Genomic DNA, 26,452 nt, shown 5'->3' with positions numbered 1-26,452 from the left:
ACATCGAATCAGCTCGCTTGCATTGAGGGGCGTAGTTATGCCAAACCGATGGGAAGGAGATCCTTATCGCTCTCGGTCAGTTCCTCTACCTTAGCGCCGTTGCCGCCACGCAAGTCAACCCTGCCACGCGTGACTCGGCCGACGAGATCGTCCATGGGCAATTGGCGAAGAATTTTGTGGTAGAGCGCACGTATCGTGGGTGCCGGCTCAACACCGAGTTCCTCTGCGAGCGTGGACTTGAGTCTATGATATGCGTCGATTGCCGCGGACTGGTATTCGTTCACGTAGTAGCCGAGCATTAACTGCTTCCATAACGACTCGCGATAAGGATGCATCGCAACGAGTCTTTCCAATTTAGGGATAACGACGTCGGCGCGTCCGCAGGCGATTGCAGCTTCGGCCAGCTTCGTATGGACGAGGAGCTCATCTTCGGTCAACGCCCTGCTGAACATTTGGACAAACATAAAGCTGCGTAGGTCCCCCAGTACTGGACCGCGCCAATTCTGCAAGGCCGAATCTAGATAACGGATCGCCTCGCTAAAATATCCTTTGGCAGAAGCGCGCAGTCCCGATTCTTTCGCTGCCACGAAACGGTCGAGATCGCATTGCTGTCGATCTCCAATGAGAAGGCGATAGCCCGGCGGCTCACTAACCAAGATGTTGCGCGAATCAACGCCTGCATCGCTCAGGGTCCGGCGAAGGTTGCAAATGTACGTGTGGACGGTGCGTCGGGCTCGTGCAGGTGGCGACTTCTCCCAGATTGCCTGGACCAGTGCGTCGGCCGCTACGACTTGGTTCCGGGATAGCAACAGCATGGCGAGCACGGCACGTTGTTTCGGCGTTCCCAATGGCAGTTTGGTGCCCCGGAGGTTTAGTTCCAGTGGTCCTAAGACGTTGAATTGCACAGCACCTGCCGTCGTTGCGTTCAAAACTCCACTCCTGTGATTGGGCGAAAACGGCCGTTGCCCCACAAGATCCCGCCGGCTTGTCCGGTGCCGGGGGCCGATCGGCGCCGTTGCCGATCAACGGGGGCCCAACAAGAGTCGCCGCCGCCACCCCTACCGACTCCGGGGCCACGCTGACAAACAGCATCGAAACCTCCTACCGCCAAATGTCGACGACTCGGCCGCGCTCACCGTCCGCTTCCGCCGAGGTGGGCAACCGGCCAACCCCAACGATCCCGAACGCGCCACGGACGGGCGCAGGAACAAACCTCACCAACATCGCCAGAATGTGGTGCACAATGCACCTGGTGCCTCGATCTCATCTCGTGGTAGTGCCGAGACCCTCACAGCGCGGACGAGCGCGGCGGACCCCTGAACCACTCCGGGTTTCATGCACACTTCGTTACGTGTGACCGGTGTGCTGCCCGATCGGTTGTTGAACCAGCGTTTCGATGTCGCCGGAGTCGAGGTCGACCAGCCGGGCGGTCAGCCAGTCACTGTGGTGTTCGCCGAGGGCGGGTGCGAGCTGGCCGGCGAGGTCGTGGACGTGCTGGCGAGCGTGGTAGAGGTCCACGATCGGGGTGGCTTCGGGCAGGATCGCGGTGGCCAGGTTCCAGATCCAGGGGGCGCCATCCCACGCCCGCAGGTGCGGCAGTGGTAGCAGGCGCGGAGCAACCGGACCCGGTCCAGCACGGTATCGAGGTTCTTGTCGCGGTAACCGACGAACCACGCGCAATGCCCTTGCCCGCAATCGATGCGCTGGCCCCGGTGCCCGGTGTCGGCGCCCAGCAGCTGCTCCAGCAGCGAGGAGCCCAGCCGGGTCATCGCAGTGCGGATCGCCAACTCCACTGCGACCAGGTCGGCACCGAGGATCCCAGCGCACCGACCGCGAGCGCAACCAGCCGCTCTACCTCGGCGGTGAACTCCGCCGCGATCTGGTCGCAGAGCCCCCTTTTTTGTGCCCCGTTGTGCCGGCCGGGGGCGCCGTGGCCGCCGGGTTCGGTGGGCGGGCCTCGCAGATCGCCTCGTTGACCGCCACGATCTGCTCACTGACCTGCGCGAAACGGTGATAGTTGGCCAACTCGGCGCGCACCTTGTCCACCTCCTCGACCGAGAGCTGCCGCCCCTTGGTACCCCGCCCGGCCACCGTGCGCGTCCACAAATATCGCGGCCCATGCCCGGGGTGACCCTCTTGCGCGCACACACAATTGGGCTTGCCGCAGCGGCGATAGTTCTCACTGATCGAGCCGCGCCGGAAATCGCCGGTCGCGGCCAACTGGTCATACAGTCGCGCTCGCCGCTGCTCCAGATCCTCCAGCGAGTCCTCGCCCACCCGCGTCTCCCCATTCTGGTTGTTTATCCAACAACCAGAATACACCGCGCCCAGCCTCAACTCCCGCTACCTACATTCGTGTTGCACACCCACCCCGCGCCGGGGCTGTGCCTTCATCACTCGCAAAGAGATGCTCGACCCCGGCTCCGCCGCGCCGAGGCGGGCACACCAAGATCCTGCACCGCCTGATGAGCCGCCAACCGATCATGGGCCCAACCCCAATTAGGGGCCGTCGGTTGCGGGTAGTGCGTGAGGAGTTTGCGTGGTTGCGGTCCCGGCTGCCGACGTTGTGGACGAACTCGTATTTTGTGGCCACCGTTGGCGGTTTCGGCTTGAGTTGACCGAGGAGCAGGAGCGGTTGGATATTCCAGGGCGGCTTTCATCCGTCGGAGAAGTCAACAGTCCCTTGCTGGCACGCGGGGTCACGTCGGCCAGGTAACAAGGAGTTCCTTGATCCCCACCGAATGTAGGCCCTTACCCCGTCGTTCCAAATCCTCAAACGGTCTTGCGAGTTGAAGTTGCGGAAATCGCTGGGTAAGCGAGGTGAAGAACGTCGTCAAGCACATGCGTGAATACGCTGAGGCCGGGCAAGCATGTGGACCATATCCAAATGCTATGTGTTCGTTCGGATTACGTTCGACATCAAACTCATCGGGGTCCAGGAATTGGTCGGAGTCGCGGTTAGCCGAAGTGATAGAGGTAAATGCTGGGCTCCCCGCCGATAGCGCGGTTCCGGCAATGACGACATCCTCGGTGACAACTCGCAAGTGCTCAATTTCAGTTGCCGGATTAAACCGGACTATTTCTTCAACCGCACGAGCGACACGGCCTGGGTCTTCAACGAGCCGTTCATATTGATCGCGGTGGTGCAGCAGGCTCGCCAGCCCGTTTGTGATCACGGCGATCGGTGTGTCGACTCCTCCGATCACGACGGTGAGGAGCATGCCGACAACCTGCTCGTCGGTCATGGTGGACTGTTGCCGGTTCGCCTGGGCGATCGTGCTAAGTAGGTCATCACCCGGTTCGGCGAGCTTGCGGTGCAGTATGTCGATGACCATCGTGCACAGTGCTGACCACCGCCGGCTCACCTCCTCGTCGCCGATCTCACACACGGACATCGCCGCATCCACGTGCGCCGCGAGCTCGTGCACGGTTTTGGGCTCGACCCCGAGTAGCTTGGCCATGAGCTGTTCTCCGATAGGGACACTTACTATTTCCTGGAAGTCCACCGGTGGTTCCGCGGCTGCCAGATCGTCGAGCGCATTGTCGACGATCTGTTGGACAACGGGCCGCATGCGTGCGATGAAGCCGGGATTTAGGCCCTGCGCGAGCAGACGGCGGGCCGCGGTGTGTTGGGGCCCATCGATGCTCAACAAGCTGGGGCAAAGCTGCACGAACGGCACGAACGGGGGCGACGACGGGTGCGCTGCCGCCCTGCAGCTGAAACGCTTGTCGGACAGCACTCCCTTTACATCGTCAAAGCGAGTGACGAGCCATGCTGTGTGCCCCGAGGGCAACTCTATCGGGGCTACCGGACAGCTGTTTCTCAGTTCCGACAGCATTGGGGACGGCTCCGTCGGGACCGGCCGGTCGAACGGGAACGTCGGAATCGAGGTGCTTGTCATCGCACTCCTCTCGGATCGTTATCGCATGCCACGTTTTGCTCTTCCGGGTACATCGACATCCCGCCAACCCATCGCCCTGGGGCGAGATCCTCAAACGGGAACGTCACCCAACCTCGCTCGAATCGCGCGACATCGCGAGCCCAACGTGCCCATTGTCGTGGGAACCTCTTCACAGATTGTCAATTAACCGGGCTGCTGAACCGCCCCGGTTTCATGCACACCTCGTTAGCTTCCGCGGGTGGGAGGCGGCGCGGTCGGTGCATCAGACTGGCGGTATCGGAGCGGTGCGAAACGGGTTCTCAACAAAGGACGTGCGCATACAACCAGGGACCGTTCACAGTGACCGTTGGGCGATGATGCGCCGCGACGGCTCTGAACCATCGGTGTCGACCACCCGAATCACCGTGAAGCCGGCGGGAAGTTCAGACTCGGGCTGGCCTGGCTTCAAGCACCATTCGGCTCGACGGGTATCCCGAGCGACATCGATGGGCCGCCGCCATGCCTCCCACGCCACTACACCGCCCGGCGCCACAGCCTCGCAAGCCTGGCGAAAAGTGGGCGGATGCCAGAATAGTCGGCAAAGTACCAGAGCAAAGCGTCCATCCCCCGACTGCCAGGAGCAGAGATCGGCGTGCACCAGTGTGAGGCGATCGGCCAATTCCCGTCGGGTCGCTTCGAGCTCGAGCTGAACCAACGCGGTATCGGAAACGTCGATCGCAGTCACGCAGCGGCCCGCCGCGGCTAGCCCCAGCGCGGTGCCGGACCGACCGCACGCCAGTTCCAGAACCGGCCCTTCTGGCACCCCGAACTGCAGCACGTCGCCGAGCCAGGATATGGGCGCAAATACCGCCTCCGTGGGGTCAGCGCACTCGTATTTCGCGTTCCAACGAATGCGGTCCGGGTGGTCGGCGAGCAGGGCCGATGGAGACGGACTCATGGTCTATCGCCGACCCATTCAGCACCGGTCGAGCTGAATTCCTTCTTCCAAATCGGCACTTCCTGCTTAAGCAACTCGATACACATACGCGCGGCGTCAAATGCCTCCGCACGGTGGGGAGCTGACGCGCCAATAACGACCGCGGCATCACCGATTTGCAATTCACCGGTCCGGTGCGCGACAGCAACGCGGACACCCTCGGCCTTGTCTTCACACCGTCCGATGATCGACATCAATGTCCGAATCACCATCGGCGGATACGCCTCGTAGAACAACCGCGTGACATCATGCCCGGCATTGTGGTCACGCACGTTTCCCACAAATATGACAATGCCGCCTTGTTCGGGGCCCGAGACGGCGGCTAGCACTTCGTCCACACTCAGCGGCTGATCAGTGAGCCGACAGTAAGGGTAGGCACCTTCAGCTACCACATTGGCCATTCAGACATCCTTCCTAGCTATCAGGTGATCTTGACGTCTACCTCGTGGATGCCCGCGCCCGAGGGCTGCACCACCGCGTCGCCGTTGCCGGCCGCCGACAGCGCGCGCAGCGTCCAGGATCCGGGCGCGGCGAAGAACCGGAAATCGCCGGTGGCCGACGCGACGACCTCCGCGGTGAACTCGTCGGAGGAGTCCAGCAGCCGCACGAACGCGCCGCCCACGGCCTGGCCGTCACCGTCCACTACGCGGCCGGTGATCACCGTTTCTTTTTCCAGGTCGACGCTGGCCGGCAATGTCAGTCCTTGCTTGGGTCCAGAGCACATATCAGCTTCCCAACTCGATCGGGGCGCCCACCAGGGAGCCGTATTCTGTCCAACTGCCGTCGTAGTTCTTGACGTTTTGGTGTCCGAGTAATTCCCGCAACACGAACCAGGTGTGCGAGGACCGTTCCCCGATTCGGCAGTAGGCAATCGTTTCCTTGCTGTTGTCTAGGCCGGCGTCGGCGTAAAGCTTGGCCAACTCCTCATCGGACTTGAAGGTGCCGTCCTCGTTGGCGGCCCTGCTCCACGGCACGTTGATGGCACCAGGAATGTGTCCGGGCCGCTGGCTTTGTTCCTGCGGCAGGTGCGCGGGGGCCAGGATCTTGCCGGAGAACTCGTCGGGAGAGCGCACGTCGATGAGGTTCTTGACGTTGATGGCCGCCAGGACCTCGTCGCGGAATGCCCGAATCGTGTTATCCGGCGGGGAGGCGGTGTAGGAGGTCACCGGCCGGCTGACCGGGTCGCTGGACAGCGGGCGTCCGTCGAGCTCCCACTTCTTGCGGCCGCCGTCGAGCAACTTGACCTTCTCATGGCCGTAGAGCTTGAAATACCAGTACGCGTAGGCGGCGAACCAATTGTTGTTGCCGCCGTACAGGATCACCGTGTCCTCGTTGGCGATGCCACGCTCGGACAGCAGCTTGGAGAATTGCTGGGCGTCGACGAAGTCACGTTTGACCGGATCCTGCAGGTCGGTGCGCCAGTCCAACTTGATCGCGCCGGCAATATGGTCACGGTCATATGCACTGGTGTCCTCGTCCACTTCGACGAAAACGACCTTCGGCGCGTGCAGATTGCTCTCAGCCCAGTCGGCGGAGACCAGGACATCGCAGCGTGCCATGGCGGGAATCCTTTCGCATAGTTCGGTGCTAGTACACCAACAAGGAGGAGTCGATGGTTCGTGTCCACTCCGCGATACCGCCGTCGAGATGCTTCACGTTGTGCAGTCCGGCTGCTTTCAACGTGGTTAGCGCCTGGGCCGATCGGATTCCACTCTTGCAGTACAGGACAATTTCCTTGTCCAGCGGTAGCTGGGCTAGGCCCGCCGCCGAGCCGATTTCGCCTTTGGGTATCAAGATGCTGCCCGGAATGTGCGCGATGTCGAACTCGGCGGGCTCTCGCACGTCGACCAAGAGGAAGTTCTGGTCCGACTGCTGTTTGGTTCGCAACTCATCACAACTGATCACTAGTTCGGGATCCACCGATTGTGTCGATGCGCAGCTGACGCTGTCATCTACCAATTCGGTGATCGTGGGCGCATCGCCGCAAATGGCGCAGTCAGGATTCTTCGCGATCCGGATTTGATGGTATGTCGCGTCGAGAGCTTCATACATGAGCAGGCGACCGACGAGGGGAGTTCCGACTCCGGTAAGGAGCTTCAGCACTTCAGTTACCTGGATCGACGCAATCGTGGCGCAGATGGCACCGAGTACACCGCCTTCAGCGCACGACGGCACCAATCCGGGCGGGGGCGGAGCTGGATGAAGGCATCGATAACACGGCCCCCGGCCGGGCCAAAACACACTGGTCTGGCCGTTGAATCGGTAGATCGACCCCCAAACATATGGTTTGCCGGCCAAGACCGCGGCATCATTGATCAGGTAGCGCGTCGTGAAGTTGTCTGTGCCGTCAACAATGAGGTCGTGATCGCCAAAAATTTCCAGTGCGTTGTCGTGGGTGAGCATTTCGCGATATTGCGTCACCCGGACGTGCGGGTTGATTTCCGCCACCGCCTCGGCTGCTGATTCTACTTTCGGCCTACCCACGTCGGATGTGCCATGAATGATTTGGCGTTGCAGATTCGACTCATCCACGTGGTCTCCATCGATGATGCCGATGGTACCGACTCCGGCGGCCGCAAGATACAGGAGAGCAGGCGAACCCAATCCTCCGGCGCCGATACACAATACGCGCGCATCCTTCAGCCGCTGTTGGCCGTTGACGCCGATATCCGGGATGATGAGGTGCCTGCTGTACCTGCGCACCTCATCGCGGGTCAGCGATATCTGCGACGGTGCCGGGATCAAGGCTTCAGTCATGATTGCTCTCCTCCTGGCCAAGGCCAGGGACGTGGTGTACGAGTGAAGGTTCCTCGCGTGATCCTTCGGGTGGCAGTCTAGGTGGTCAGTGCTGGGGTGTTGGTGGTTTGCTGCTTGGCGGGTTCTTCGGTGCTGGTCAGTGCTGCTCGGGCTCGGGTGAGGACCTCGAGGCCCAGGTAGCGCCGTCCTTCGATCCATTCGTCGTGTTGTTCGGCGAGGACGGCTCCGACGAGGCGGATGATCGAGGCGCGGTCGGGGAAGATGCCCACGACGTCGGTTCGGCGTCGTACCTCTCGGTTGAGGCGTTCCTGGGGGTTGTTGGACCAGATTTGGCGCCAGATCTGCTTGGGGAAGGCGGTGAACGCCAGCAGGTCGGTGCGGGCGGTGTCGAGGTGCTCGGCCACCGCGGGGAGTTTGTCGGTCAGAGCGTCGAGTACCCGATCATATTGGGCAACAACTGATTCGGCGTCGGGCTGGTCGTAGATGGAGTGCAGCAGGGTGCGCACCCACGGCCAGGAGGGCTTCGGGGTGGCTGCCATCAGATTGGCTGCGTAGTGGGTTCTGCAGCGCTGCCAGGCCGCTGCGGGCAGGGTGGCGCCGATCGCGGCCACCAGGCCGGCGTGGGCGTCGCTGGTGACCAGCGCGACCCCGGACAGGCCGCGGGCGACCAGGTCGCGGAAGAACGCCAGCCAGCCGGCCCCGTCCTCGGCGGAGGTGACCTGGATGCCCAGGATCTCTCGGTAGCCCTCGGCGTTGACGCCGGTGGCGATCAAGGTGTGCACCCCGACGACGCGGCCTGCCTCGCGCACCTTGAGCACCAGGGCGTCGGCGGCGAGGAAGGTATACGGGCCGGCATCGAGCGGGCGGGTCCGAAACGCCTCTACGGCTTCGTCGAGCTCTTTGGCCATGATCGACACTTGCGACTTGGAAAGCTTTGTCACACCAAGTGTTTCGACCAGGCGCTCCATCCGGCGAGTGGATACTCCCAGCAGGTAGCAGGTCGCCACCACGCTGGTCAGTGCGCGTTCAGCTCGCTTGCGGCGCTGCAGCAGCCAGTCCGGGAAATAGCTGCCCTGGCGCAGCTTGGGGATCGCGACGTCGATGGTTGCGGCACGGGTGTCGAAATCACGGTGGCGGTAGCCGTTGCGCTGATTGGACCGCTCATCGCTGCGTTCGCGGTAGCCCGCCCCGCACAGGGCGTCGGCTTCAGCCCCCATCAAGGCGGCGATGAACGTCGAGAGCAGCCCGCGCAGCAGATCCGGGCTCGCCTGTGCGAGTTGGTCAGCCAGAAGCTGCTCGGCGTCGATAAGATGAGAAGAGGTCATTGCGTCATTTCCTTCGATTGACTTTTGCTGGTCGTTTCGAAGGATCACGCGATGACCGCCCACTACTGGGCTACGACACGCCCACCGGCCTTACCTGCCCGTACACCACACCCCTGGACGTAACTCTCCTCCTGGGTCAGTGAGGTAGTCGGCAAGCCGAGTCAATGCGATGGATCGGTCCAGGGGTTCATTGCTCGTCGGTTTTCGGAGTTCCGGTACAACAAGTCCGTCTTGTGGCTGAGGAAACCGCTATACACCGATGGACGCGTGGGACGAGTGGAGGCCGCCACCACATCCGAAGCGCTGATGCGGATTTGGAACCAACCGCACTGGATAAGGGTCTCGATTGATGTGCCGAAGATGATGGCTCTCACTCCGCTGAGCACGCTGGCCGCCGCGCACATCGGGCATGGCTCGGCGGTGGATATCAGCACGTGATTTGAAAGCTCCGGCAATGTGCTCATTGCGGCCCGTAGAACGTTGGTTTCGGCGTGAGCGAAGCGATCCCCCGATTCAAAATAGGTGTTGCCACCCGAGAATGCTCGGAGTGTCGTAACATCAAGCAGCGCAGCGCCAAACGGTGCCGTGGCATGTCGCGCTGTGTCGATCGCAAGTTCCATCGCTGCCTCGATGATGTCGGCTGTCACCCCACTGTCGGCTGACCATCCGAACGGCAGGCGCGCCGCCACCACCTGCGTACCTTCGTCGTCAATCACCGTCGCCACCCGCGTACTGCAGTGCTTGCTTCAGCGAACTCGCAACGAAGGGCTGCAACTGTTTGAGCATGACTCGGTCGGGTGGCTGCAGTGAAGCTCCGGTGACCAAGACGGAAATGGCTCCGACCGCGCTGGCAGCAGCGGCGTCCTCAAGCGAATCGCCGATGTGCACCACGCGAGTGGGATTCAGAGAGCGCTGCATGATCAGTTCTGCCAGCATCATGGGTTTTTCTTGGTCGGGCCGAGTCCGGCCACGGATTCCGTTGAACCACTTGGCAATCCCGTATTTTTGGACGAAGTGCATAAGCTCGTCGTGAGGCGCCAGCGATAATAAGAACTGCCCAGCGGCGCTGCGGTTTCCCTGCGCCAGAACGTCGTACGCATCTTCGACGAGTGTGACTTCAGCTTCTCGCGATCGATAGATTCGGCGAAAGGTGGATTGGACGCGTTCCCACTCGGACGTCAAGAGATCTCGACCGCACGCATTCTCGAAAAACGTTCGTAGTGGGCGTGCGAACCGTTGGATCAGCTGCTGTTGCGAAAGAGGCTCGAATCCCTCGTTGACCAGCGTCTGCCCAACCGCGTCGAGAAGAATTGTCCGGTCGTCGCACAGCGTCCCGTTCCAATCCCAAACGATGGTGAATCCATCCCTGCTGGTCATCTATGCGACCCGACTATTCGGGTGCGGCGAATTTCGGTCGTTCTGCACGCCGGCACTGGAACTCCCACGTTGCCGAACAGCGGCGACGATGAGAGCGCATTCACGGCCGGTCATCCCCTTGTTCAGCCTCCGGCTACCTGCGGGATGAAGGCGACCTCATCACCATCGCCGAGAACGGTCGACAGCGGCGCGATGAATTGGTTGACCGCCATCTGTACTCGCTGACAATGATCGCGAAGGCGAGGGTATTTTTGCTGGAGTTGATCAACAAGATTCCCGACATCGGTACCGTTCTGAACCTCTACTTCCTCCCGAGGCGTTTCGTCACACGCCTCACGAACGGCACCGAAGTAAAGAACATTCACTTTAATCATTCAGACACTCACCTACTTATCGGGACTGACAGGCCAAATCAGAAGCACTTCGGCGATAAACTCCGGACCGGCCGCCGCTTTTCTCTTGGAGCACGATCTGAGAAATCTCCATGGCTCGATCGACGGCTTTGCACATGTCGTAGATAGTCAAGGCGGCGACTGAAACTGCGGTCAACGCTTCCATTTCCACGCCGGTACGCCCCAGCGTGGTGGTTGTCGCCAGAATCTTCACCCGGTCAGGCTCGCACGGCGTGATAGTGACGCTGACAGCGTCGAGCCCTAACGGGTGGCATAGCGGAATAAGATCACCCGTACGTTTCGCCGCCGCGATGCCAGCTATCCGGGCCGCCGCCATGACGTCACCCTTAGCAGCGGCACCGTCGGAAATCATCCTCAAGGTAGACGGCTTCATGATCACGAGCCCTGACGCTTTGGCAACCCTCAAAGTCACGGGTTTCTCGGACACATCGACCATTCGTGCCGCACCACGCTCATCGATATGTGTCAGCGCGAGTGCATGGTCGATCATCGTGCTGGCCTGTCAGCGAATTCTGTCGCATACATCGCCTCGACGGACGCCGCAAGATCGAAGTCGATGTCGGTCAGATAGCCCAGCTTGCGCGTCCACGCCGTCACGCGCACCGAACGCTTGTCCAGTACAGCGATATCGGGATGGTGATTGATATCGTTTGCTATTGATGCGACCCTATTCATGAAGTCAATGGATTGGTCGAAATTTGTGCACTGAAAAGCGCGGCTGAGTCGCATGTCGAGAAGCTGCCAGCCAGGTAGTGCTCCGAGTTTCTCTGACACGGCCGCGTCGGCAAGTGCGGCCAGCCTCCCCTGACATACGTTGTGCTTTCCCTCGGATGCATCGTGGGATGCTCGTTGCTCGTGTTGCTCAGGGGTGCTGACCGTCATGGTTCCTTCCTCAACTGTGGAGTCGTTGATCAATCGACTGTTCGTTCGGCTTACCCGCCCCTGGTGTGCATCTCCAGATGCGGGTCGGCCTTTAACGTGCTTAATGGCAGGAACACTCCGCGCTCGCGTTGGGCAAGACGCTGCTCTGCTCCGCGATCCGTTCGTCGCCGCCATCCGGTTGTCACGGTTTCCACCAAGTCATCGTGAGTCGCGCCTGCACGCAGCGGCTCCCTTAGGTTGATACCCGATATTGCGTACAAGCAATGCAGCCATAAGCCATCGGCGGTCAACCGTGAACGGTCACAGGTTGCGCAGAATGGCTCCGTTGTCGACGCGATAATTCCGAAGGTAGTTCCGTCCGGAAGCGCATATCGATTGGCGGGCGCCGTATCATGTTTGGGCAAAGGCTCAATACGTCCATACCGTTTCTCAAGGGACTCGAGCATGTTCGCTTTGGTAAAGACCTTCTCCCATGCCCAGTGAGTTGCGCCGCCGACGTCCATGTACTCAATGAACCTGACTTCCGCGTTAACAGTCCGAGCGAATTCGATCAGATCAGCCAGCTCATCGTGATTGGCACCACGCATCACCGTTGTGTCTATTTTTGTGTCCGTAAATCCCGCGGCTGCGACAGCCTTGATACCCGCGATGACCTTATCGTGGCTATTACGCTGACTTATCGCCTTGAAGCGCTCGGGTTGCAACGTATCAAGACTGACAGTGATGCGTTTCATACCCGCAGCCTTCAGGCCGTCAACGCGGTCGGCGAGAAGGACGCCGTTCGTCGTGATCGCTAAGTCTCTCAGACCTGAATCTTCGCCGACCTTTGCGCTCAATGTCCTCACTATTTCCGGCAAATCTGGGCGGATCAGCGGTTCGCCACCGGTGATTCGAACTTTACTTACCCCAACGGAAAGGAAAACATCTACAATGGCGCTGATTTCTTTGACGGATAGCAAATCTTGCCGCGGCAACCATGTGTAGTGCTCTTCGGGCATACAATAACGGCATCGCAAATTGCACTGATCGATAACGGAAAGGCGTAGGTCCCCCATCATCCGGCGACAACGGTCTTTTACTCGCACTCTCGGGGATGGAGCTACCATATCAGGCAGCGTAGGCGTACTCATTTTCCTATCATCTTTTCGATCCTCCACTTTGGACGCAGTCGGTTAGAGCGCCTCAAGAGAGTTTCGTACAAGGGTTAACTAACAATCGTTACCGAAATGCATCGGCGCATCGTGGCGCAGCGCATGAGCCTGCGTTTATGGCGCGTTGTTAGGGCGGAATCCGACCACTCATGTGCGAGCTTTCGTTCAGACCAGGTGAGCGGCTGCAGCGCGCGAGGGGTTCCGGATATGGGGTCGCCGGGTGGGCAGGCTCAGCACGTCGGACTTCTAGAACAACGGGCACAACGGATATGATGCGGCAGGCATCTTCATGAATTGTCAATGACAGCCCGAACCGCCTTCGGTCACAGGCATTGGTGCGCCGCATCGTGCGCCATTCGTGACGACAACAGCGAGCGGGAGCAGGCCAAGGATGACGGTTCGTCGGCTCATCGCTGCTTGCATTGTGGTAGTCAGCTGGCATCCTGAAGGGCATGCCAGGCAAGGAAATCGATCGAGTCCGGGCGACCAGTGCCCTCGCAGTGATTAGGCAGCACCCGGTAATGGTGTTCTTCGCGCTGTCGCCGGTACTCGCCGCATTGGGTGTCATGTGGTGGCTAGCCGGTGCTGGATGGGCTATCGTCGCGGCCCTGGTGCTGGTGGTCGTCGGCGGAGCCATGATCGTCCTCAAACGCTGACACCATCAGCATGCGTTCGTGGTGGGGTTGGGGCACAGTCGAGGACGCGCTCTCCGATCAGGAGACGCAAGCGCTACAGTCGCGAGTCGCGGCACTGGTGTCCGGCCATGACCTGAGCGACCACCCGCCGCCGGACCTGACCGCGCTCGGTTTGGCGGCCCCACGGGTCAGCCCGCCGGCATCGCTGGCCGCGCTCTGCTCAAGCGATCTCGTCGATCGGGCCGGACACGCGCGCGGCAAAGCGTATCGCGACATCGCACGCAACCTGCAGGGCCAGCTCGACCACCTGCCCGACCTCATCGCCCGACCCCGCAGCGAGCAGGACGTGATCGACGTGCTGGATTGGTGTGCGCGCGAGGGGATTGCGGTCATCCCATACGGTGGTGGCAGCTCGGTGGTTGGCGGTGTCGAGCCGCGCTTCGATGAGCCGGTGGTCACGGTCGACGTCACTGCCATGAGCGCGGTGCTTGAGATTGACCGTGTCAGCCGTGCCGCGCGCATCCAGGCGGGTGCGTTCGGCCCCTCGATCGAGCATCAGCTTCGCCCACACGATTTGACACTGCGCCATTTCCCGCAGTCCTTCGGCTTCTCGACTCTCGGTGGCTGGTTGGCCACCCGCTCCGGCGGACACTTCGCCACGCTCTATACCCATATCGACGACTTGACCGAATCGCTGCGGATTGTCACCCCGGTGGGGATCAGCGAGTCCCGGCGGCTGCCCGGAAGCGGTGCCGGACCATCCCCGGACCGGTTGTTCCTCGGGTCCGAGGGGACGCTTGGCATCATCACCGAGGCGTGGATGCGGCTGCAACACCGTCCGCGATGGCAGGTCACGGTGTCCGTGGTGTTTGACGACTGGGCCGCCGCGGTCGCCGCGACCCGGACGATCGCTCAGGCGGGGCTGTACCCGGCCAACTGCCGGCTGTTGGATCCGGCCGAGGCGTTGCTGAATGCCGGCACGTCCGTTGGTGGCGGGCTGTTGGTGTTGGCGTTCGAGTCTGCCGACCACCCGATAGACCCGTGGCTGCACCGGGCGGTGGCGATCACCGCCGAACACGGCGGCACGGTGACCGCGCAACGTAGCCGCGGAACTACAAGCGACGCAACGGAACACAACGCAGCCGCGAACTGGCGCTCGGCGTTTCTGCGCATGCCGTATCAACGAGACGCGCTGGTTCGCCGCGGAGTTATCGCCGAAACATTCGAAACCGCTTGCACCTGGGACGGATTCGATACTCTACATGCCGCGGTGACCGATGCCGCTCGGACCGCGATCTGGAAGGTATGCGGGACCGGAGTAGTGACCTGTCGATTCACCCATGTCTACCCGGACGGCCCGGCTCCTTACTACGGCATCTATGCCGGCGGGCGCTGGGGGTCGCTCGACGCGCAGTGGGACGAGATCAAGGCTGCCGTGTCCGAGGCGATCAGCGCCAGTGGCGGTACCATCACCCACCACCATGCGGTCGGTCGCGACCACCGCGCTTGGTATGACCGGCAGCGTCCCGACCCGTTCGCGGCGGCCCTGCGGGCGGCGAAGTCCGCACTCGACCCGGCCGGGATCCTCAACCCAGGGGTGTTGCTCGGTCGCTGATCAGCCGAGCCCAATCCGCAACAGCTCGGCCAGGCTGGCCAACTTGACCCGGGGACGCCCGTGCGGCTCGCCGGCGGCCCGCTCGAAAGCGTCGATCACCTGCCAGTGGGCCGACGTGACCAGCTTCGGCTGGCGTGCTGCTAGCCAGTCGGCCACCTGGTCGGCATGATCTTCCGGAAAGCTCTTGCACTCGGCGCCCTCCTTGGCGTTGCCAAGATTCTTGATCAAGGTGTCGACGGTGTCTTGGGCGTCCTTCTTGTTGGTCCCGATCACCCCGGTCGGCCCGCGCTTGATCCACCCGACGACGTATTCGTTGGGGCTGCCGTTGATTCGGCCGCCGACGTTGGGGATGGTCCCGCTCTGGTCGTCGAACGGCAGCCCGGGCGTGGGCACCCCGCGGTAGCCGACCGACCGCACGACCAGCTGAGCTGGCAGCTCCTCGCGCTCGCCGGTGTCCTTGGCCGCCACTCGCCCGCTGCCGTCGGAGACCAGCTCGTTGCGGCCCAGCACGATCCGCTCCACTTTGCGCTTGCCCTTGATCTCGATCGGAGAGGTCAAGAACCGGAACACCATGCGGCGGTGTCCCGGGCGGGGTTCGCGGTCCGCATAGCCACGCAGCACCTTGATGTTCTGCTTGCAGACCTTGCCCACCGCGGCCGCGTCCTCGTCGGTAATGCCGTCCAGCTCCGCCGGATCGATCACCACGTCAACCCCGTCGAGGTCGGCCAGCTCGCGCAACTCCAACGTGGTGAACGCGGCCTGCAGCGGACCTCGGCGCCCGACGATCACCACCTCCTGGATACCGCGTGGGCGTAGCGATTCCAAAGCGTGATCGGCGATATCGGTGCGTGCCAACACGTCGGGATCGGTGAGCAGAATCCGTGCCACGTCTAGCGCGACGTTTCCATTGCCGATAACTACGGCCCGGGCGCCCGACAGATCGGGTGATACCTGCTCGAAGTGTGGATGTGCGTTGTACCAGCCGACGAAATCGACGGCGGCGATACTGCCCGGCAGGTCCTCACCGGGGATGTTCAACATGCGATCGGACTGCGCGCCGACGGCGTAGATCACGGCGTCGTAGCGCTCGGAGAGCTCGCCGGGCTGGACGTGTTCGCCGACGACCACATTGCCGAAGAAGCGGAAGCGGGGGTCCTCGGCCGTCTTTTCGAATTGCTTGCTGATCGACTTGATCTTGGGGTGATCCGGCGCGACCCCGGAGCGCACCAGCCCCCAGGGAGTCGGCAACATCTCCAGCATGTCGACGGCCATGTCGAGGTCCTCGGTCGTGTCGGCGGCCTTCAGCAAGGATGCCGCGGCGAAGAACGCCGACGGCCCGGAGCCCACGATGGCGATGTAATAGGGACGCATACTCGAGCCTCTGTGTTGTGCCCGGCTGCGGCGCAAGGGGCTGCGAATGGGCTGGGCCGCAGTCGTGCGGTGCACATGACGGTCATCTGATGCTAGACGCTGATGCCGGTAACCTTGGCTGCTGTGGACCCCGACCGTCAAGCCGACATCGCCGCCTTGGACTGCACCCTGACCACGGTGGAGCGGGTGCTCGACGTCGAGGGTCTGCGCAGCCGCATCGAGAAGCTCGAGCATGAGGCATCTGATCCGCACTTGTGGGACGACCAGACCCGGGCGCAGCGGGTGACCAGCGAGTTGTCGCACACCCAGGGAGAGCTGCGGCGCGTCGAGGAGCTAAGGCGCCGCCTGGACGACCTGCCGGTGCTCTACGAGCTGGCCGCCGAGGAAGCGGGCGCGGCCGCCGCCGATGCCGTCGCCGAGGCCGACGCGGAGCTCAAGTCGTTGCGCGCCGACATCGAGGCCACCGAGGTGCGCACCCTGCTGTCGGGGGAATACGACGAGCGTGAGGCGCTGGTCACCATCCGGTCCGGCGCGGGTGGGGTGGACGCCGCAGACTGGGCCGAGATGCTGATGCGGATGTATATCCGCTGGGCCGAGCAGCACAAATACCCCGTCGAGGTGTTCGACACCTCCTATGCCGAAGAAGCCGGCATCAAAAGCGCCACGTTCGCCGTGCACGCACCGTTCGCCTACGGCACGTTGTCGGTCGAACAGGGCACCCACCGGCTGGTGCGGATCAGCCCGTTCGACAACCAGAGCCGGCGACAGACGTCGTTCGCCGAAGTCGAAGTGCTGCCGGTGGTGGAGACCACCGACCACATTGACATCCCCGAGGGCGATGTCCGCGTCGACGTCTATCGCTCCAGCGGGCCCGGCGGGCAATCGGTGAACACGACAGACTCAGCGGTGCGGCTCACCCACATTCCCAGCGGTATCGTGGTCACCTGCCAGAACGAGAAGTCCCAACTGCAGAACAAGATCGCGGCGATGCGGGTTCTGCAAGCAAAGTTGTTGGAACGCAAGCGCTTAGAAGAACGCGCCGAGCTCGACGCGTTGAAGGCCGACGGCGGCAGCTCCTGGGGTAACCAGATGCGTTCCTATGTGCTGCACCCATATCAGATGGTCAAGGATCTGCGCACCGAGTACGAGGTCGGCAATCCGGCGGCCGTTCTGGATGGAGACCTCGACGGATTCCTGGAAGCCGGGATCCGGTGGCGCAATCGACGTAATGACGACTAGCGGCACAGTTCTGGCCACCTCGATAGCACAGCACTGGCATAACTTCTGGCGCGGTGAAATCGGCGACTGGATCCTCAACCGGGGCCTGCGCATCGTCATGCTGCTGATCGCAGCGGTGCTGGCGGCCCGCTTCGTGACTTGGCTTGCCAACCGGGTGACCCGGCGCCTCGACCTGGGGTTTACCGAAAGCGACGCGTTGGTGCGCTCGGAGGCAACCAAGCACCGCCAGGCCGTAGCGTCGGTGATCTCGTGGGTGTCGATCGTCCTCATCTATGTCGTCGTTGTGTACGAGGTCATCGATGTGTTGCCGGTTCCGGTCGGTGCGTTGGTGGGGCCGGCGGCGGTGCTCGGCGCCGCGCTGGGCTTCGGTGCCCAACGCCTGGTGCAGGACCTACTCGCCGGGTTCTTCATCATCGTGGAGAAGCAGTACGGGTTCGGCGATTTGGTCGAACTCAGCATGGTGGGGTCACCGGAGAACGCGGCCGGCACGGTGGAGGACGTCACGCTGCGGGTGACCAAGCTGCGTTCCAGCGAGGGTGAGGTGTTCACCGTTCCCAACGGGAACATCGTCAAGTCGGTCAACCTGTCCAAGGACTGGGCCCGCGCGGTCGTGGACATCCCCGTCCCGACCAGCGCCGATCTCGGCCGCGTGAACGAGGTCTTGCATCAGGAGTGTGAGCACGCGCGCCACGACTCGCTGCTGGGAGAGCTGTTGTTGGATGAGCCCACGGTCATGGGCGTGGAGCGCATCGAAGTGGACACCGTCACCCTGCGACTGGTGGCCCGCACCCTACCCGGCAAGCAGTTCGAGGCGGGCCGGCAGTTGCGGGTGCTGGTGATCCGCGCGCTCACCCGCGCCGGGATAGTCACCGCGGCCGATGCGCGGGCCGCGGTGGCAGAAAGTCCGGAGCAGTAGCGTGAAGCTCAGCAACCAGAAACGGCACTGGCCGGGCTATCTGTTCGGCCGGATCCGCACGTCGACCCTGGTGTTGATCGCCGCGTTCCTGGCGGTGTGGTGGATTTACGAGACCTATAGGCCACAGGCACCAGGTCCTGGTGACTCTCCGCCGACCCAGGTGGTGCCGCCGGGCTTCGTGCCCGATCCTGACTACACCTGGGTGCCGCGAACCAGAGTGCAACCACCCACCGTCAAGGCGACGCCGACCACCACGTCGAGCACACCGCCGGTCAGCCCGCCCGAAACCACGACCGATTCGGCTGTCCCGCCGCCGTTTGAGTTGCCGCCGCCGTTCGGCCCGGGCACCACGACCCCAACACCACCGGCACCGCTACCGCAGCCCGGGCCGGGTCCGACGGCCGGCACCTACCCCAAATCCGAGCCACCGACCCGTTGATTTCGCCTGCCCGCTAATCTCACCGCTACACTGGCGTGCCGTGATGATCACCCTGGACCATGTCACCAAGCAGTACAAATCGTCGGCGCGTCCGGCGTTGGATGACATCAACGTCAAGATCGACAAGGGTGAGTTCGTCTTCCTGATCGGCCCGTCGGGTTCGGGCAAGTCAACCTTCATGCGGCTGCTGCTGGCAGCGGAGACGCCGACCAGTGGTGATGTCCGGGTCTCGAAGTTTCATGTCAACAAACTCCGCGGTCGCCACGTACCGAAGCTGCGTCAGGTGATCGGCTGCGTCTTCCAGGACTTTCGGTTGCTGCAGCAGAAGACGGTGTACGACAACGTCGCCTTCGCATTGGAGGTCATCGGCAAACGCACCGACGCGATCAACCGGGTGGTCCCCGAAGTGCTCGAGACGGTCGGTCTGTCCGGCAAGGCCAATCGGCTGCCAGACGAGCTGTCGGGCGGCGAGCAACAGCGCGTTGCGATCGCCCGCGCCTTTGTCAACCGGCCGCTGGTACTGCTGGCCGACGAGCCCACCGGAAACCTCGACCCGGAGACCAGTAGGGACATCATGGACTTATTGGAGCGGATCAACCGCACCGGCACGACGGTGCTGATGGCCACGCACGACCACCACATCGTCGACTCGATGCGCCAACGGGTGGTTGAGTTGTCCCTGGGCAGGCTGGTACGCGACGAACAGCGTGGCGTCTACGGGATGGATCGCTAAGTGCGTTTCGGTTTCCTGCTAAATGAGGTCCTGACCGGCTTTCGTCGCAATGTCACCATGACGATCGCGATGATCCTGACGACCGCGATCTCGGTCGGATTGTTCGGCGGCGGTATGTTGGTGGTCCGGTTGGCCGACAGCTCCCGGGCCATCTATCTCGACCGGGTGGAATCTCAGGTCTTTCTCACCGAAGACGTTTCCGCCAACGACTCGTCCTGCGATACCACTGCGTGCAAAGCGTTACGGGAGAAGATCGAAACGCGATCCGACGTCAAAGCGGTGCGTTTCCTTAACCGCCAGCAGGCCTATGACGATGCCATCCGCAAGTTTCCCCAGTTCAAGGACGTGGCGGGCAAGGATTCGTTCCCGGCGTCGTTCATTGTCAAGCTGGAGAACCCCGAGCAGCACAAGGACTTTGACACCGCTATGAAGGGGCAGCCCGGCGTCTTGGACGTGCTGAATCAAAAGGAGCTGATTGACCGGCTGTTCGCGGTCCTTGATGGTTTGAGCAATGCCGCGTTCGCGGTCGCGCTGGTTCAGGCCATCGGGGCGATTCTGTTGATCGCCAACATGGTCCAAGTGGCTGCCTATACGCGGCGCACCGAAATCGGCATCATGCGCTTGGTCGGTGCCAGCCGCTGGTACACCCAGCTGCCGTTCCTAGTGGAGGCGATGCTGGCCGCGACGATGGGTGTCGGCATCGCCGTAGCGGGCTTGATGGTGGTGCGGGCTTTGTTCCTGGAGAATGCGCTCAACCAGTTTTATCAAGCCAATCTCATTGCCAAGGTTGACTATGCGGACATCCTCTTCATCACGCCGTGGCTGCTGCTGTTGGGCGTGGCGATGTCGGGGTTGACGGCTTACTTAACGCTGCGCCTCTACGTGCGGCGATAGCTGTGTCCAAGTCGTCGCGTGGCGGCCGGCAGATCGTTGCCAGCAATCGCAAAGCCCGGCACAACTATTCGATCATCGAGGTGTTCGAGGCCGGGGTTGCGCTGCAAGGCACGGAGGTGAAGAGCCTGCGGGAAGGGCAGGCGTCGCTGGCCGATTCGTTCGCCACCATCGACGACGGCGAAGTGTGGCTGCGCAACGCGCACATCCCGGAATACCGGCACGGCAGCTGGACCAACCACGAGCCGCGACGCAACCGCAAACTGCTGTTGCATCGCCGCCAGATCGACACCTTGGTCGGCAAGATCCGCGAAGGCAACTTCGCCCTGGTGCCGTTGTCGCTGTATTTCGCCGAAGGCAAGGTCAAGGTTGAGCTTGCGCTGGCCCGAGGCAAGCAAGCCCGCGACAAACGCCAGGACATGGCCCGTCGTGATGCCCAGCGTGAAGTGCTCCGCGAGTTGGGTCGGCGCGCTAAGGGCATGACCTGATCGAGAACTGGGCAATGTGAGGTTTAGCATCACTTTGTGACCACACCGGGCCGTCCCCTTACCACACTGGACAAGTCCGACGTGCTGGCCGGGCTGTTCGCCGTTTGGCACTCCCTGGATGCGCTGCTCGATGGACTGCTCGAGACGGACTGGCAGGCAACGAGTCCGCTGCCCGGTTGGGACGTCAAGGCCGTGGTGTCGCACATCATCGGCACCGAGTCATTTCTGCTCGGCATCGCCGCACCAGAACCAGACACAGACGTCTCTGCGCTTGCGCATGTCCGCAACCCCATCGGCGTGATGAACGAGTGCTGGGTGCGTCATCTGGGCACAGAATCGGGTGTGGGCTTGCTGGAGCGGTTTCGCGCAGTGACTAGCCAGCGCCGCAAGGTCTTAGCGAGCCTTTCCGATGACGAATGGAATGCGCCGACGACCACCCCCTCGGGCCCCGACAGCTACGGGCGGTTCATGCGGATACGCATCTTCGACTGCTGGATGCACGAACAGGACATCCGCGCGGCGGTGCAGCGCCCGTCGTCCGACGACGAACTCGGCGGGCCGGCGTCACCGCTGGTCCTCGATGAGATAGCGGCCACCATGGGGTTCGTCGTCGGCAAGCTGGCCAAAGCGCCCGACGGCTCCCGCGTGCTGTTGGAGCTGACCGGCCCGCTGTCTCGCAGCATCCGCGTTTCCGTGGACGGTCGAGCGCGGGTGGTCGACGACTTCGGTGGGCCGGCGCCGACGGCGACGATCCGCCTGGACGGACTGCAGTTCACCAGGCTCGCCGGCGGGCGCCCGATGAGCCCGGCGCGCAGCCAGGATGTGGAACTCGGCGGCGACAAGGAGCTGGCCGGTCACATCCTCGAGCGCCTGAACTTCGTGATCTGACCGGGAAGTTAATGGCGTTGCCGGTTGTTGAGAGCGGCGTAGGATTGATGGTCCTGCCGAAGGTCGGCAGGGATGCGAGGGGCTGAACGGTTTCGACTTCGCGCATCGAATCAAGGGAAGCGTGCCGGTGCAGGCAAGAGACCACCGTAAGCGTCGTTGCGACCAAATAAGCGCCGATTCACATCAGCGCGACTACGCTCTCGCTGCCTAAGCGACGGCTAGTCTGTCAGACCGGGAACGCCCTCGGCCCGGACCCTGGCATCAGCTAGAGGGATCCACCGATGAGTCCGGTCGCGGGACTCCTCGGGACAACCACAGCGACTGGGATCGTCATCTCGGCTAGTTCGCGTGACCGGGAGATCCGAGCAGAGGCATAGCGAACTGCGCACGGAGAAGCCTTGAGGGAATGCCGTAGGACCCGGGTTCGATTCCCGGCAGCTCCACCGAAGGGCCAGGTCGGTGGCCCATTTGCAGATGCGACGGCCATCACAGACCAAGGTATCGTGCCACGGCGTGTTCCACCTTGGCCATTTGGTCACGGTCCAGATAGTCGACCGGATCGCCGTGCACATAGACGATGCCGATCGTCCGGATCTGATCCACCAGGAACCGTGTCTTTGTTCCCATGACTTCCAGCTCTGGTCGGAAAACCGCAGGTTGGGCGCTTGTCGACGTCGGCACCACGGTTACTACACTCCACGGCATCGAGCCGGGGCTGATGACCACGGCGTAGCGCCGCCCGCGTTGCTCGTGGCCTCGCTTCGCATCGCCGAAGTCGACCCTGTAGACCGCTCCCCGAATCACCACGCGTCCGGTTCAGTGGAGACATCCTCGTCTCGAAGTCGCTCAGCGTCGGTGCGAGCTTGCTTGATCCACACTTCCCGTTCGAGCAGCTGCAGTGCCCGCCGGATGACGTCGCTCTTGCGCTCGCCGCTGCGCATTGCGGCGTTGATGATCTGCTCGTCTTTTTCAGTAGGTCGGAAGCCGATGGTCGCGGTCATGAGTACGACGATAGCTGATGTTGCACAATCGTATAGCAATTGTTCAACGCATAGCGGCACCCCAACGCCCGCGTTCGCCGCCTCATTCCTTCTTGACGCCATCAACGCCCCGCGCGTAATCGCAGGTCGTTTTGCGTCGGAGAGTGTTCGATTCCCGGCGGCTGCACCACACGGATCGGTGCCGTCACGTTTGCCGGTCTAACTTTGGGAATTCGCGCAAACTGGCACGTGACTACTCGGCGTGGGCATAAGCTCCGGCTACTCGGCGATCGGTAGTGGCTGGGCAACTGGGGAAGTTGCCGTGAGGTGGCGGGAGCGGCGTGGTGTCTTATGTTGTTGCGTTGCCGGAGGTGATGTCCGCCGCGGCCACAGACGTGGCTTCGATTGGTTCGGTGGTCGCGACGGCGAGCCAGGGTGTCGCGGGTGCCACCACGACGGTATTAGCCGCTGCCGAGGACGAGGTGTCAGCCGCGATCGCGGCTTTGTTTTCCGGCCATGGTCAGGACTATCAAGCTCTTAGCGCACAGCTTGCGGTGTTTCATGAGCGGTTTGTGCAGGCATTGACAGGCGCGGCCAAGGGGTATGCCGCCGCCGAGCTGGCCAACGCTTCGCTGTTGCAGAGTGAATTCGCCAGCGGTATCGGGAACGGTTTTGCCACGATTCACCAGGAAATTCAGCGGGCCCCCACGGCGCTGGCCGCCGGATTCACGCAGGTTCCGCCTTTCGCGGCGGCGCAGGCAGGGATCTTCACCGGCACGCCGTCAGGGGCTGCCGGATTCGACATCGCTTCGCTGTGGCCGGTGAAACCCCTGCTGAGTTTGTCTGCGCTCGAAACTCACTTTGCAATCCCAAACAATCCACTTTTAGCGCTCATTGCCAGCGACATACCGCCGCTGTCGTGGTTTCTTGGCAACTCCCCACCGCCGTTGCTGAACTCGCTGCTGGGACAGACGGTCCAGTACACCACCTATGACGGGATGAGCGTCGTGCAGATCACGCCGGCTCATCCAACCGGCGAATACGTGGTTGCCATTCACGGCGGCGCGTTTATCCTGCCGCCGTCAATCTTCCACTGGCTCAACTACTCGGTGACGGCTTACCAGACCGGCGCGACCGTGCAAGTGCCGATTTACCCGTTGGTGCAGGAAGGAGGCACTGCCGGGACGGTAGTACCGGCGATGGCCGGGCTCATCTCCACGCAAATCGCGCAACACGGGGTCTCCAACGTCAGCGTGGTCGGGGACTCCGCGGGCGGCAACCTCGCACTGGCGGCCGCCCAATACATGGTGAGCCAGGGCAACCCAGTACCGTCGTCCATGGTGTTGCTGTCCCCGTGGCTCGATGTGGGGACCTGGCAGATCAGCCAGGCGTGGGCAGGCAATCTTGCGGTCAACGACCCGCTGGTCAGTCCGCTGTATGGGTCGCTGAACGGTCTTCCGCCGACGTATGTCTATTCGGGCTCGCTTGATCCGCTCGCACAACAAGCGGTTGTCCTCGAGCACACAGCCGTAGTCCAAGGAGCGCCGTTCAGCTTCGTACTGGCCCCCTGGCAAATCCACGACTGGATACTGCTCACCCCCTGGGGTTTGCTGTCCTGGCCGCAGATTAACCAGCAACTCGGTATCGCCGCCTGATCCGGTTCCGCCAGGCCGACCGCGCACATGGTTTTCAGTAGGTGTCGGGCTCGCATTCGGCGAGCCGCGCCCAATGCGGGCTGGGGAAAGCCTAGTCCTGGCTCGGCATCCCGTTCAGCTTCCGAATCGTTTGAACTTCGCCGTCCCGATACGGCCGGCCGTTGGGGTGTAGCAGGTCGTGAAACCACACCTTCGGGGGCGCGCGGTAGGGGTGATCCCACGAATCCCACGGCAAATAGGTCTGAGTCTTTCCCGCCACCAAACCCCAATTGAACGCACCAACGTTGTGCCGCTTAGCAATCGGCAGGATTCCCTCGACAGTGCTGCCTTGGGACCGCGCCAGGTACTCGGTGCACAGGATTGGCCGCTGCAACGGAGCGAGCTCAGCGATGCGGCCCTCGAATTCGGCCGGCGCGGCGTAACTGTGGAAGGTGATCACGTCGGCGTTGTCGAGTTGAATGGCGCTGATGGTGCTGCGGCGTCCGGGATCTCCCCAATTCCCTTGCCAGACACCACTGGTCAGCGGTTGAACCGGATCGACCGTGCGGGCCCATCGGAACACTTGGGGGAGGAGCTCCGCGACGCGCTCGAGCTTGTCTTTCCTTTCCACCTTGCGATACACGCGCGCGGGATTGTCGGGTTCATTCCACAGGTCCCAACCCAACACGCGATCGTCGTTGCGGAATTGGCCCAACACACCCGTGACGTAGTTGTACAGCGTGCTGGCATAGCGGCGGTCATCGAGGCGTTCAGCACCCGGACTTTGCACCCACCCGGAGTTGTGCACCCCAGCCCTTGGCGCCCGCTGCCGACCCGGTCTGGGGAGCGGGTCCCAGCAGGAGTCGAACAGGACAAAGAGCGGTTTGATGTGGTATCGCGCCGCGATGGCGACGAACTGCGCGAGCCGGGTTTGGAAACCGGGCGCGTCTTGGGCCCACAGCAGGTCGTGGAGGAAGACTCGCACGGTGTTGAACCCGTGAAACCGCGCAAGGCCCAGCTCGTTGTCGATGCGCCGGGGATCGTATGTGCCTGGCTGGAACATCTCGAGCTGGTTGATGGCGTTCGAGGTGATGTAGTTTGCACCGACGAGCCAGCCGTGCGCTTGATACCAGCGATGTGCGCGGTCGGCCGACCACCGGCCTGGTTCTTCGGCGGCGGCCCGCGGCGCTTGGCCCAGCACCGTGCCTGCCGCCAGCAGCAGCGGGAGCTTCAGGGCCGTTCGACGGTGCACAAAATGACGATAGTTTCCCGGCCAAGGTGTACGGCCTTGTTCGGCGACGTGGTTCGGCTTGCATTATCGATTCGCAACAATTTGAGGTTGGGAATCGTTATGAGGACGCCAGCTTGGCTTTAAAGCCCGGCCCCGGTTCAGGTGTCACATTGCGCGCGGTGATCTCCTCGCCGCAGTGGGTACAGATCAGGCGTGGGTCGGCGTGCTCGCCGCAGGTGTGGTGGCGCAGCTTGATCGGTGGTCCTTCTGGGCGTGGCAAGTACTCATCCCCCCACTGCATGAGGACGACGATCGCGGCGAACAGATCGCGGCCCGCTTCGGTGAGCCGGTACTCGTGTCGCTCGGGGTCGGAGGAATATGGCACCCGGTCAAAAAGACCCACCTCGACGAGCATCCGCAGCCGCGAGGACAGCGTGGGCCGCGGAATGCCAAGGTTCCGCGCGAGCTGACCGAACCGCCGCACCCCGAAGAACGCCTCACGCAGGATAAGCAGCGTCCAGCGTTCACCGACTAGCTCGAGCGCCCGGCCGACCGACTCCCCTTCGAAGCGGTGGGATAGATCGGAAACGGCCATGGTCCACCAACTGT

At 62.5% G+C, this 26,452-nt stretch carries 31 protein-coding genes, 1 other RNA gene and 3 other annotated features; of the genes, 11 read left to right on the top strand and 21 right to left on the bottom strand.

Annotated elements, in window-relative coordinates:
- Positions 1-35 precede the first annotated feature (35 nt).
- The 17 genes from moaR1 to Rv3108 form a co-directional block, all read right to left on the bottom strand.
- On the bottom strand, positions 36-905 hold the full coding sequence (gene moaR1 / locus Rv3124; protein NP_217640.1) for a transcriptional regulator MoaR: 870 nt from the start codon (positions 903-905) through the stop codon (positions 36-38).
- Between the two features lie 442 nt (positions 906-1,347).
- The gene (locus Rv3123) at positions 1,348-1,842 is read right to left on the bottom strand and encodes a hypothetical protein (protein NP_217639.1); all 495 of its coding nucleotides are present in this window, start codon (positions 1,840-1,842) and stop codon (positions 1,348-1,350) included.
- A gap of 9 nt (positions 1,843-1,851) precedes the next feature.
- Positions 1,852-2,322, bottom strand: coding sequence for a hypothetical protein (locus Rv3122; protein NP_217638.1), 471 nt, complete (start codon positions 2,320-2,322; stop codon positions 1,852-1,854).
- Between the two features lie 377 nt (positions 2,323-2,699).
- Positions 2,700-3,902, bottom strand: a complete 1,203-nt coding sequence (cyp141, locus tag Rv3121) for a cytochrome P450 Cyp141 (protein NP_217637.1) — start codon at positions 3,900-3,902, stop codon at positions 2,700-2,702.
- Positions 3,903-4,236: 334 nt separating this feature from the next.
- The gene (locus tag Rv3120) at positions 4,237-4,839 is read right to left on the bottom strand and encodes a hypothetical protein (RefSeq protein ID NP_217636.1); all 603 of its coding nucleotides are present in this window, start codon (positions 4,837-4,839) and stop codon (positions 4,237-4,239) included.
- Entirely contained in the window at positions 4,836-5,279 is a 444-nt protein-coding gene (gene moaE1, locus Rv3119; RefSeq protein ID YP_177931.1) for a molybdopterin synthase catalytic subunit 1, read from the bottom strand. The genes Rv3120 and moaE1 overlap by 4 nt, the downstream gene beginning before the upstream one ends.
- A 20-nt stretch (positions 5,280-5,299) precedes the next feature.
- The gene (locus Rv3118) at positions 5,300-5,602 is read right to left on the bottom strand and encodes a hypothetical protein (protein ID YP_177930.1); all 303 of its coding nucleotides are present in this window, start codon (positions 5,600-5,602) and stop codon (positions 5,300-5,302) included.
- A 1-nt stretch (position 5,603) separates the two neighbouring features.
- Entirely contained in the window at positions 5,604-6,437 is an 834-nt protein-coding gene (cysA3, locus tag Rv3117) for a thiosulfate sulfurtransferase (protein ID NP_217633.1), read from the bottom strand.
- A gap of 28 nt (positions 6,438-6,465) precedes the next feature.
- Entirely contained in the window at positions 6,466-7,635 is a 1,170-nt protein-coding gene (moeB2, locus tag Rv3116; RefSeq protein YP_177929.1) for a molybdenum cofactor biosynthesis protein MoeB, read from the bottom strand.
- 53 nt (positions 7,636-7,688) lie between these two features.
- Positions 7,689-7,703, top strand: a repeat region (15 bp inverted repeat at right end of IS1081: TCGCGTGATCCTTCG. This region is a possible MT-complex-specific genomic island (See Becq et al.,2007).).
- Positions 7,689-9,012: a mobile genetic element (IS1081-6, len: 1324 nt. Insertion sequence IS1081. This region is a possible MT-complex-specific genomic island (See Becq et al., 2007).), on the bottom strand. Its footprint overlaps the feature before it by 15 nt.
- Positions 7,713-8,960, bottom strand: a complete 1,248-nt coding sequence (locus Rv3115; RefSeq protein ID NP_217631.1) for a transposase — start codon at positions 8,958-8,960, stop codon at positions 7,713-7,715. It overlaps the preceding feature by 1,248 nt.
- Positions 8,998-9,012: a repeat region (15 bp inverted repeat at left end of IS1081: TCGCGTGATCCTTCG. This region is a possible MT-complex-specific genomic island (See Becq et al.,2007).), on the bottom strand.
- 109 nt (positions 9,013-9,121) lie before the next feature.
- Positions 9,122-9,652 (bottom strand): hypothetical protein, encoded by a 531-nt coding sequence (locus Rv3114; RefSeq protein ID NP_217630.1) that lies wholly within the window; start codon positions 9,650-9,652, stop codon positions 9,122-9,124.
- Positions 9,653-9,668: 16 nt separating this feature from the next.
- The gene (locus Rv3113; protein NP_217629.1) at positions 9,669-10,337 is read right to left on the bottom strand and encodes a phosphatase; all 669 of its coding nucleotides are present in this window, start codon (positions 10,335-10,337) and stop codon (positions 9,669-9,671) included.
- 122 nt (positions 10,338-10,459) lie between these two features.
- Complete coding sequence (gene moaD1, locus Rv3112) at positions 10,460-10,711, bottom strand: molybdenum cofactor biosynthesis protein MoaD (protein ID YP_177928.1); 252 nt, start codon at positions 10,709-10,711, stop codon at positions 10,460-10,462.
- A gap of 16 nt (positions 10,712-10,727) precedes the next feature.
- Entirely contained in the window at positions 10,728-11,240 is a 513-nt protein-coding gene (gene moaC1 / locus Rv3111; protein YP_177927.1) for a cyclic pyranopterin monophosphate synthase accessory protein, read from the bottom strand.
- Positions 11,237-11,632 (bottom strand): pterin-4-alpha-carbinolamine dehydratase, encoded by a 396-nt coding sequence (gene moaB1 / locus Rv3110; RefSeq protein ID YP_177926.1) that lies wholly within the window; start codon positions 11,630-11,632, stop codon positions 11,237-11,239. The genes moaC1 and moaB1 overlap by 4 nt, the downstream gene beginning before the upstream one ends.
- Before the next feature lie 50 nt (positions 11,633-11,682).
- Entirely contained in the window at positions 11,683-12,762 is a 1,080-nt protein-coding gene (gene moaA1, locus Rv3109) for a cyclic pyranopterin monophosphate synthase (protein ID YP_177925.1), read from the bottom strand.
- Positions 12,763-12,910: 148 nt separating this feature from the next.
- Positions 12,911-13,351: a hypothetical protein gene (locus Rv3108; protein NP_217624.1), complete on the bottom strand. Its 441-nt coding sequence runs from the start codon at positions 13,349-13,351 to the stop codon at positions 12,911-12,913.
- Positions 13,352-13,449: 98 nt separating this feature from the next.
- Here Rv3108 and agpS point away from each other — a divergent pair, with 98 nt between their 5' ends.
- Positions 13,450-15,033, top strand: a complete 1,584-nt coding sequence (gene agpS / locus Rv3107c; protein ID NP_217623.1) for an alkyldihydroxyacetonephosphate synthase — start codon at positions 13,450-13,452, stop codon at positions 15,031-15,033.
- Here the strand turns inward: agpS and fprA are convergent, their stop codons facing one another.
- A complete protein-coding gene (gene fprA / locus Rv3106; protein ID NP_217622.1) occupies positions 15,034-16,404 on the bottom strand; it encodes an NADPH-ferredoxin reductase FprA in 1,371 nt (456 codons plus the stop codon).
- 102 nt (positions 16,405-16,506) lie between these two features.
- On the opposite strand from fprA, the gene prfB reads away from it, so the two are divergent.
- The 8 genes from prfB to ssr all read left to right on the top strand — a co-directional run bounded on the left by prfB (position 16,507) and on the right by ssr (position 22,444).
- Positions 16,507-17,643 carry a peptide chain release factor PrfB gene (gene prfB, locus Rv3105c; RefSeq protein ID NP_217621.1) on the top strand — a complete coding sequence of 379 codons (1,137 nt, stop codon included), beginning with the start codon at positions 16,507-16,509 and terminating at the stop codon, positions 17,641-17,643.
- Positions 17,633-18,559, top strand: coding sequence for a transmembrane protein (locus Rv3104c; RefSeq protein NP_217620.1), 927 nt, complete (start codon positions 17,633-17,635; stop codon positions 18,557-18,559). The genes prfB and Rv3104c overlap by 11 nt, the downstream gene beginning before the upstream one ends.
- Before the next feature lies 1 nt (position 18,560).
- Positions 18,561-18,998, top strand: coding sequence for a hypothetical protein (locus tag Rv3103c; protein NP_217619.1), 438 nt, complete (start codon positions 18,561-18,563; stop codon positions 18,996-18,998).
- Between the two features lie 43 nt (positions 18,999-19,041).
- Positions 19,042-19,731, top strand: coding sequence for a cell division ATP-binding protein FtsE (gene ftsE / locus Rv3102c; RefSeq protein ID NP_217618.1), 690 nt, complete (start codon positions 19,042-19,044; stop codon positions 19,729-19,731).
- Positions 19,732-20,625 (top strand): cell division protein FtsX, encoded by an 894-nt coding sequence (gene ftsX, locus Rv3101c; protein NP_217617.1) that lies wholly within the window; start codon positions 19,732-19,734, stop codon positions 20,623-20,625.
- A 2-nt stretch (positions 20,626-20,627) separates the two neighbouring features.
- Positions 20,628-21,110: an SsrA-binding protein gene (gene smpB / locus Rv3100c; protein ID NP_217616.1), complete on the top strand. Its 483-nt coding sequence runs from the start codon at positions 20,628-20,630 to the stop codon at positions 21,108-21,110.
- A 36-nt stretch (positions 21,111-21,146) separates the two neighbouring features.
- On the top strand, positions 21,147-21,998 hold the full coding sequence (locus Rv3099c; RefSeq protein NP_217615.1) for a hypothetical protein: 852 nt from the start codon (positions 21,147-21,149) through the stop codon (positions 21,996-21,998).
- Between the two features lie 78 nt (positions 21,999-22,076).
- Positions 22,077-22,444, top strand: an RNA gene (ssr, locus tag RVnc0046) — 10Sa RNA.
- A 40-nt stretch (positions 22,445-22,484) separates the two neighbouring features.
- Here ssr and Rv3098A read toward each other — a convergent pair.
- Positions 22,485-22,805 carry a PemK-like protein gene (locus Rv3098A; protein YP_007411812.1) on the bottom strand — a complete coding sequence of 107 codons (321 nt, stop codon included), beginning with the start codon at positions 22,803-22,805 and terminating at the stop codon, positions 22,485-22,487.
- On the opposite strand from Rv3098A, the gene Rv3098c reads away from it, so the two are divergent.
- Together Rv3098c and lipY are read left to right on the top strand one after the other, a co-directional pair.
- Positions 22,749-23,201, top strand: a complete 453-nt coding sequence (locus tag Rv3098c) for a hypothetical protein (RefSeq protein NP_217614.1) — start codon at positions 22,749-22,751, stop codon at positions 23,199-23,201. The two genes, Rv3098A and Rv3098c, sit on opposite strands and share 57 nt — an antisense overlap.
- Before the next feature lie 118 nt (positions 23,202-23,319).
- Positions 23,320-24,633 (top strand): triacylglycerol lipase Lip, encoded by a 1,314-nt coding sequence (lipY, locus tag Rv3097c; protein ID YP_177924.1) that lies wholly within the window; start codon positions 23,320-23,322, stop codon positions 24,631-24,633.
- Between the two features lie 91 nt (positions 24,634-24,724).
- Here lipY and Rv3096 read toward each other — a convergent pair whose 3' ends face one another.
- Entirely contained in the window at positions 24,725-25,864 is a 1,140-nt protein-coding gene (locus Rv3096) for a hypothetical protein (protein NP_217612.1), read from the bottom strand.
- Between the two features lie 97 nt (positions 25,865-25,961).
- Positions 25,962-26,438 (bottom strand): HTH-type transcriptional regulator, encoded by a 477-nt coding sequence (locus tag Rv3095; protein NP_217611.1) that lies wholly within the window; start codon positions 26,436-26,438, stop codon positions 25,962-25,964.
- Positions 26,439-26,452: the final 14 nt, after the last annotated feature.

It is taken from the genome of Mycobacterium tuberculosis H37Rv (genome assembly GCF_000195955.2).
GTDB lineage: Bacteria > Actinomycetota > Actinomycetes > Mycobacteriales > Mycobacteriaceae > Mycobacterium > Mycobacterium tuberculosis.
Note: the sequence above shows the minus strand (reverse complement) of the source record. Positions and strands in the feature narration are given on the sequence as shown.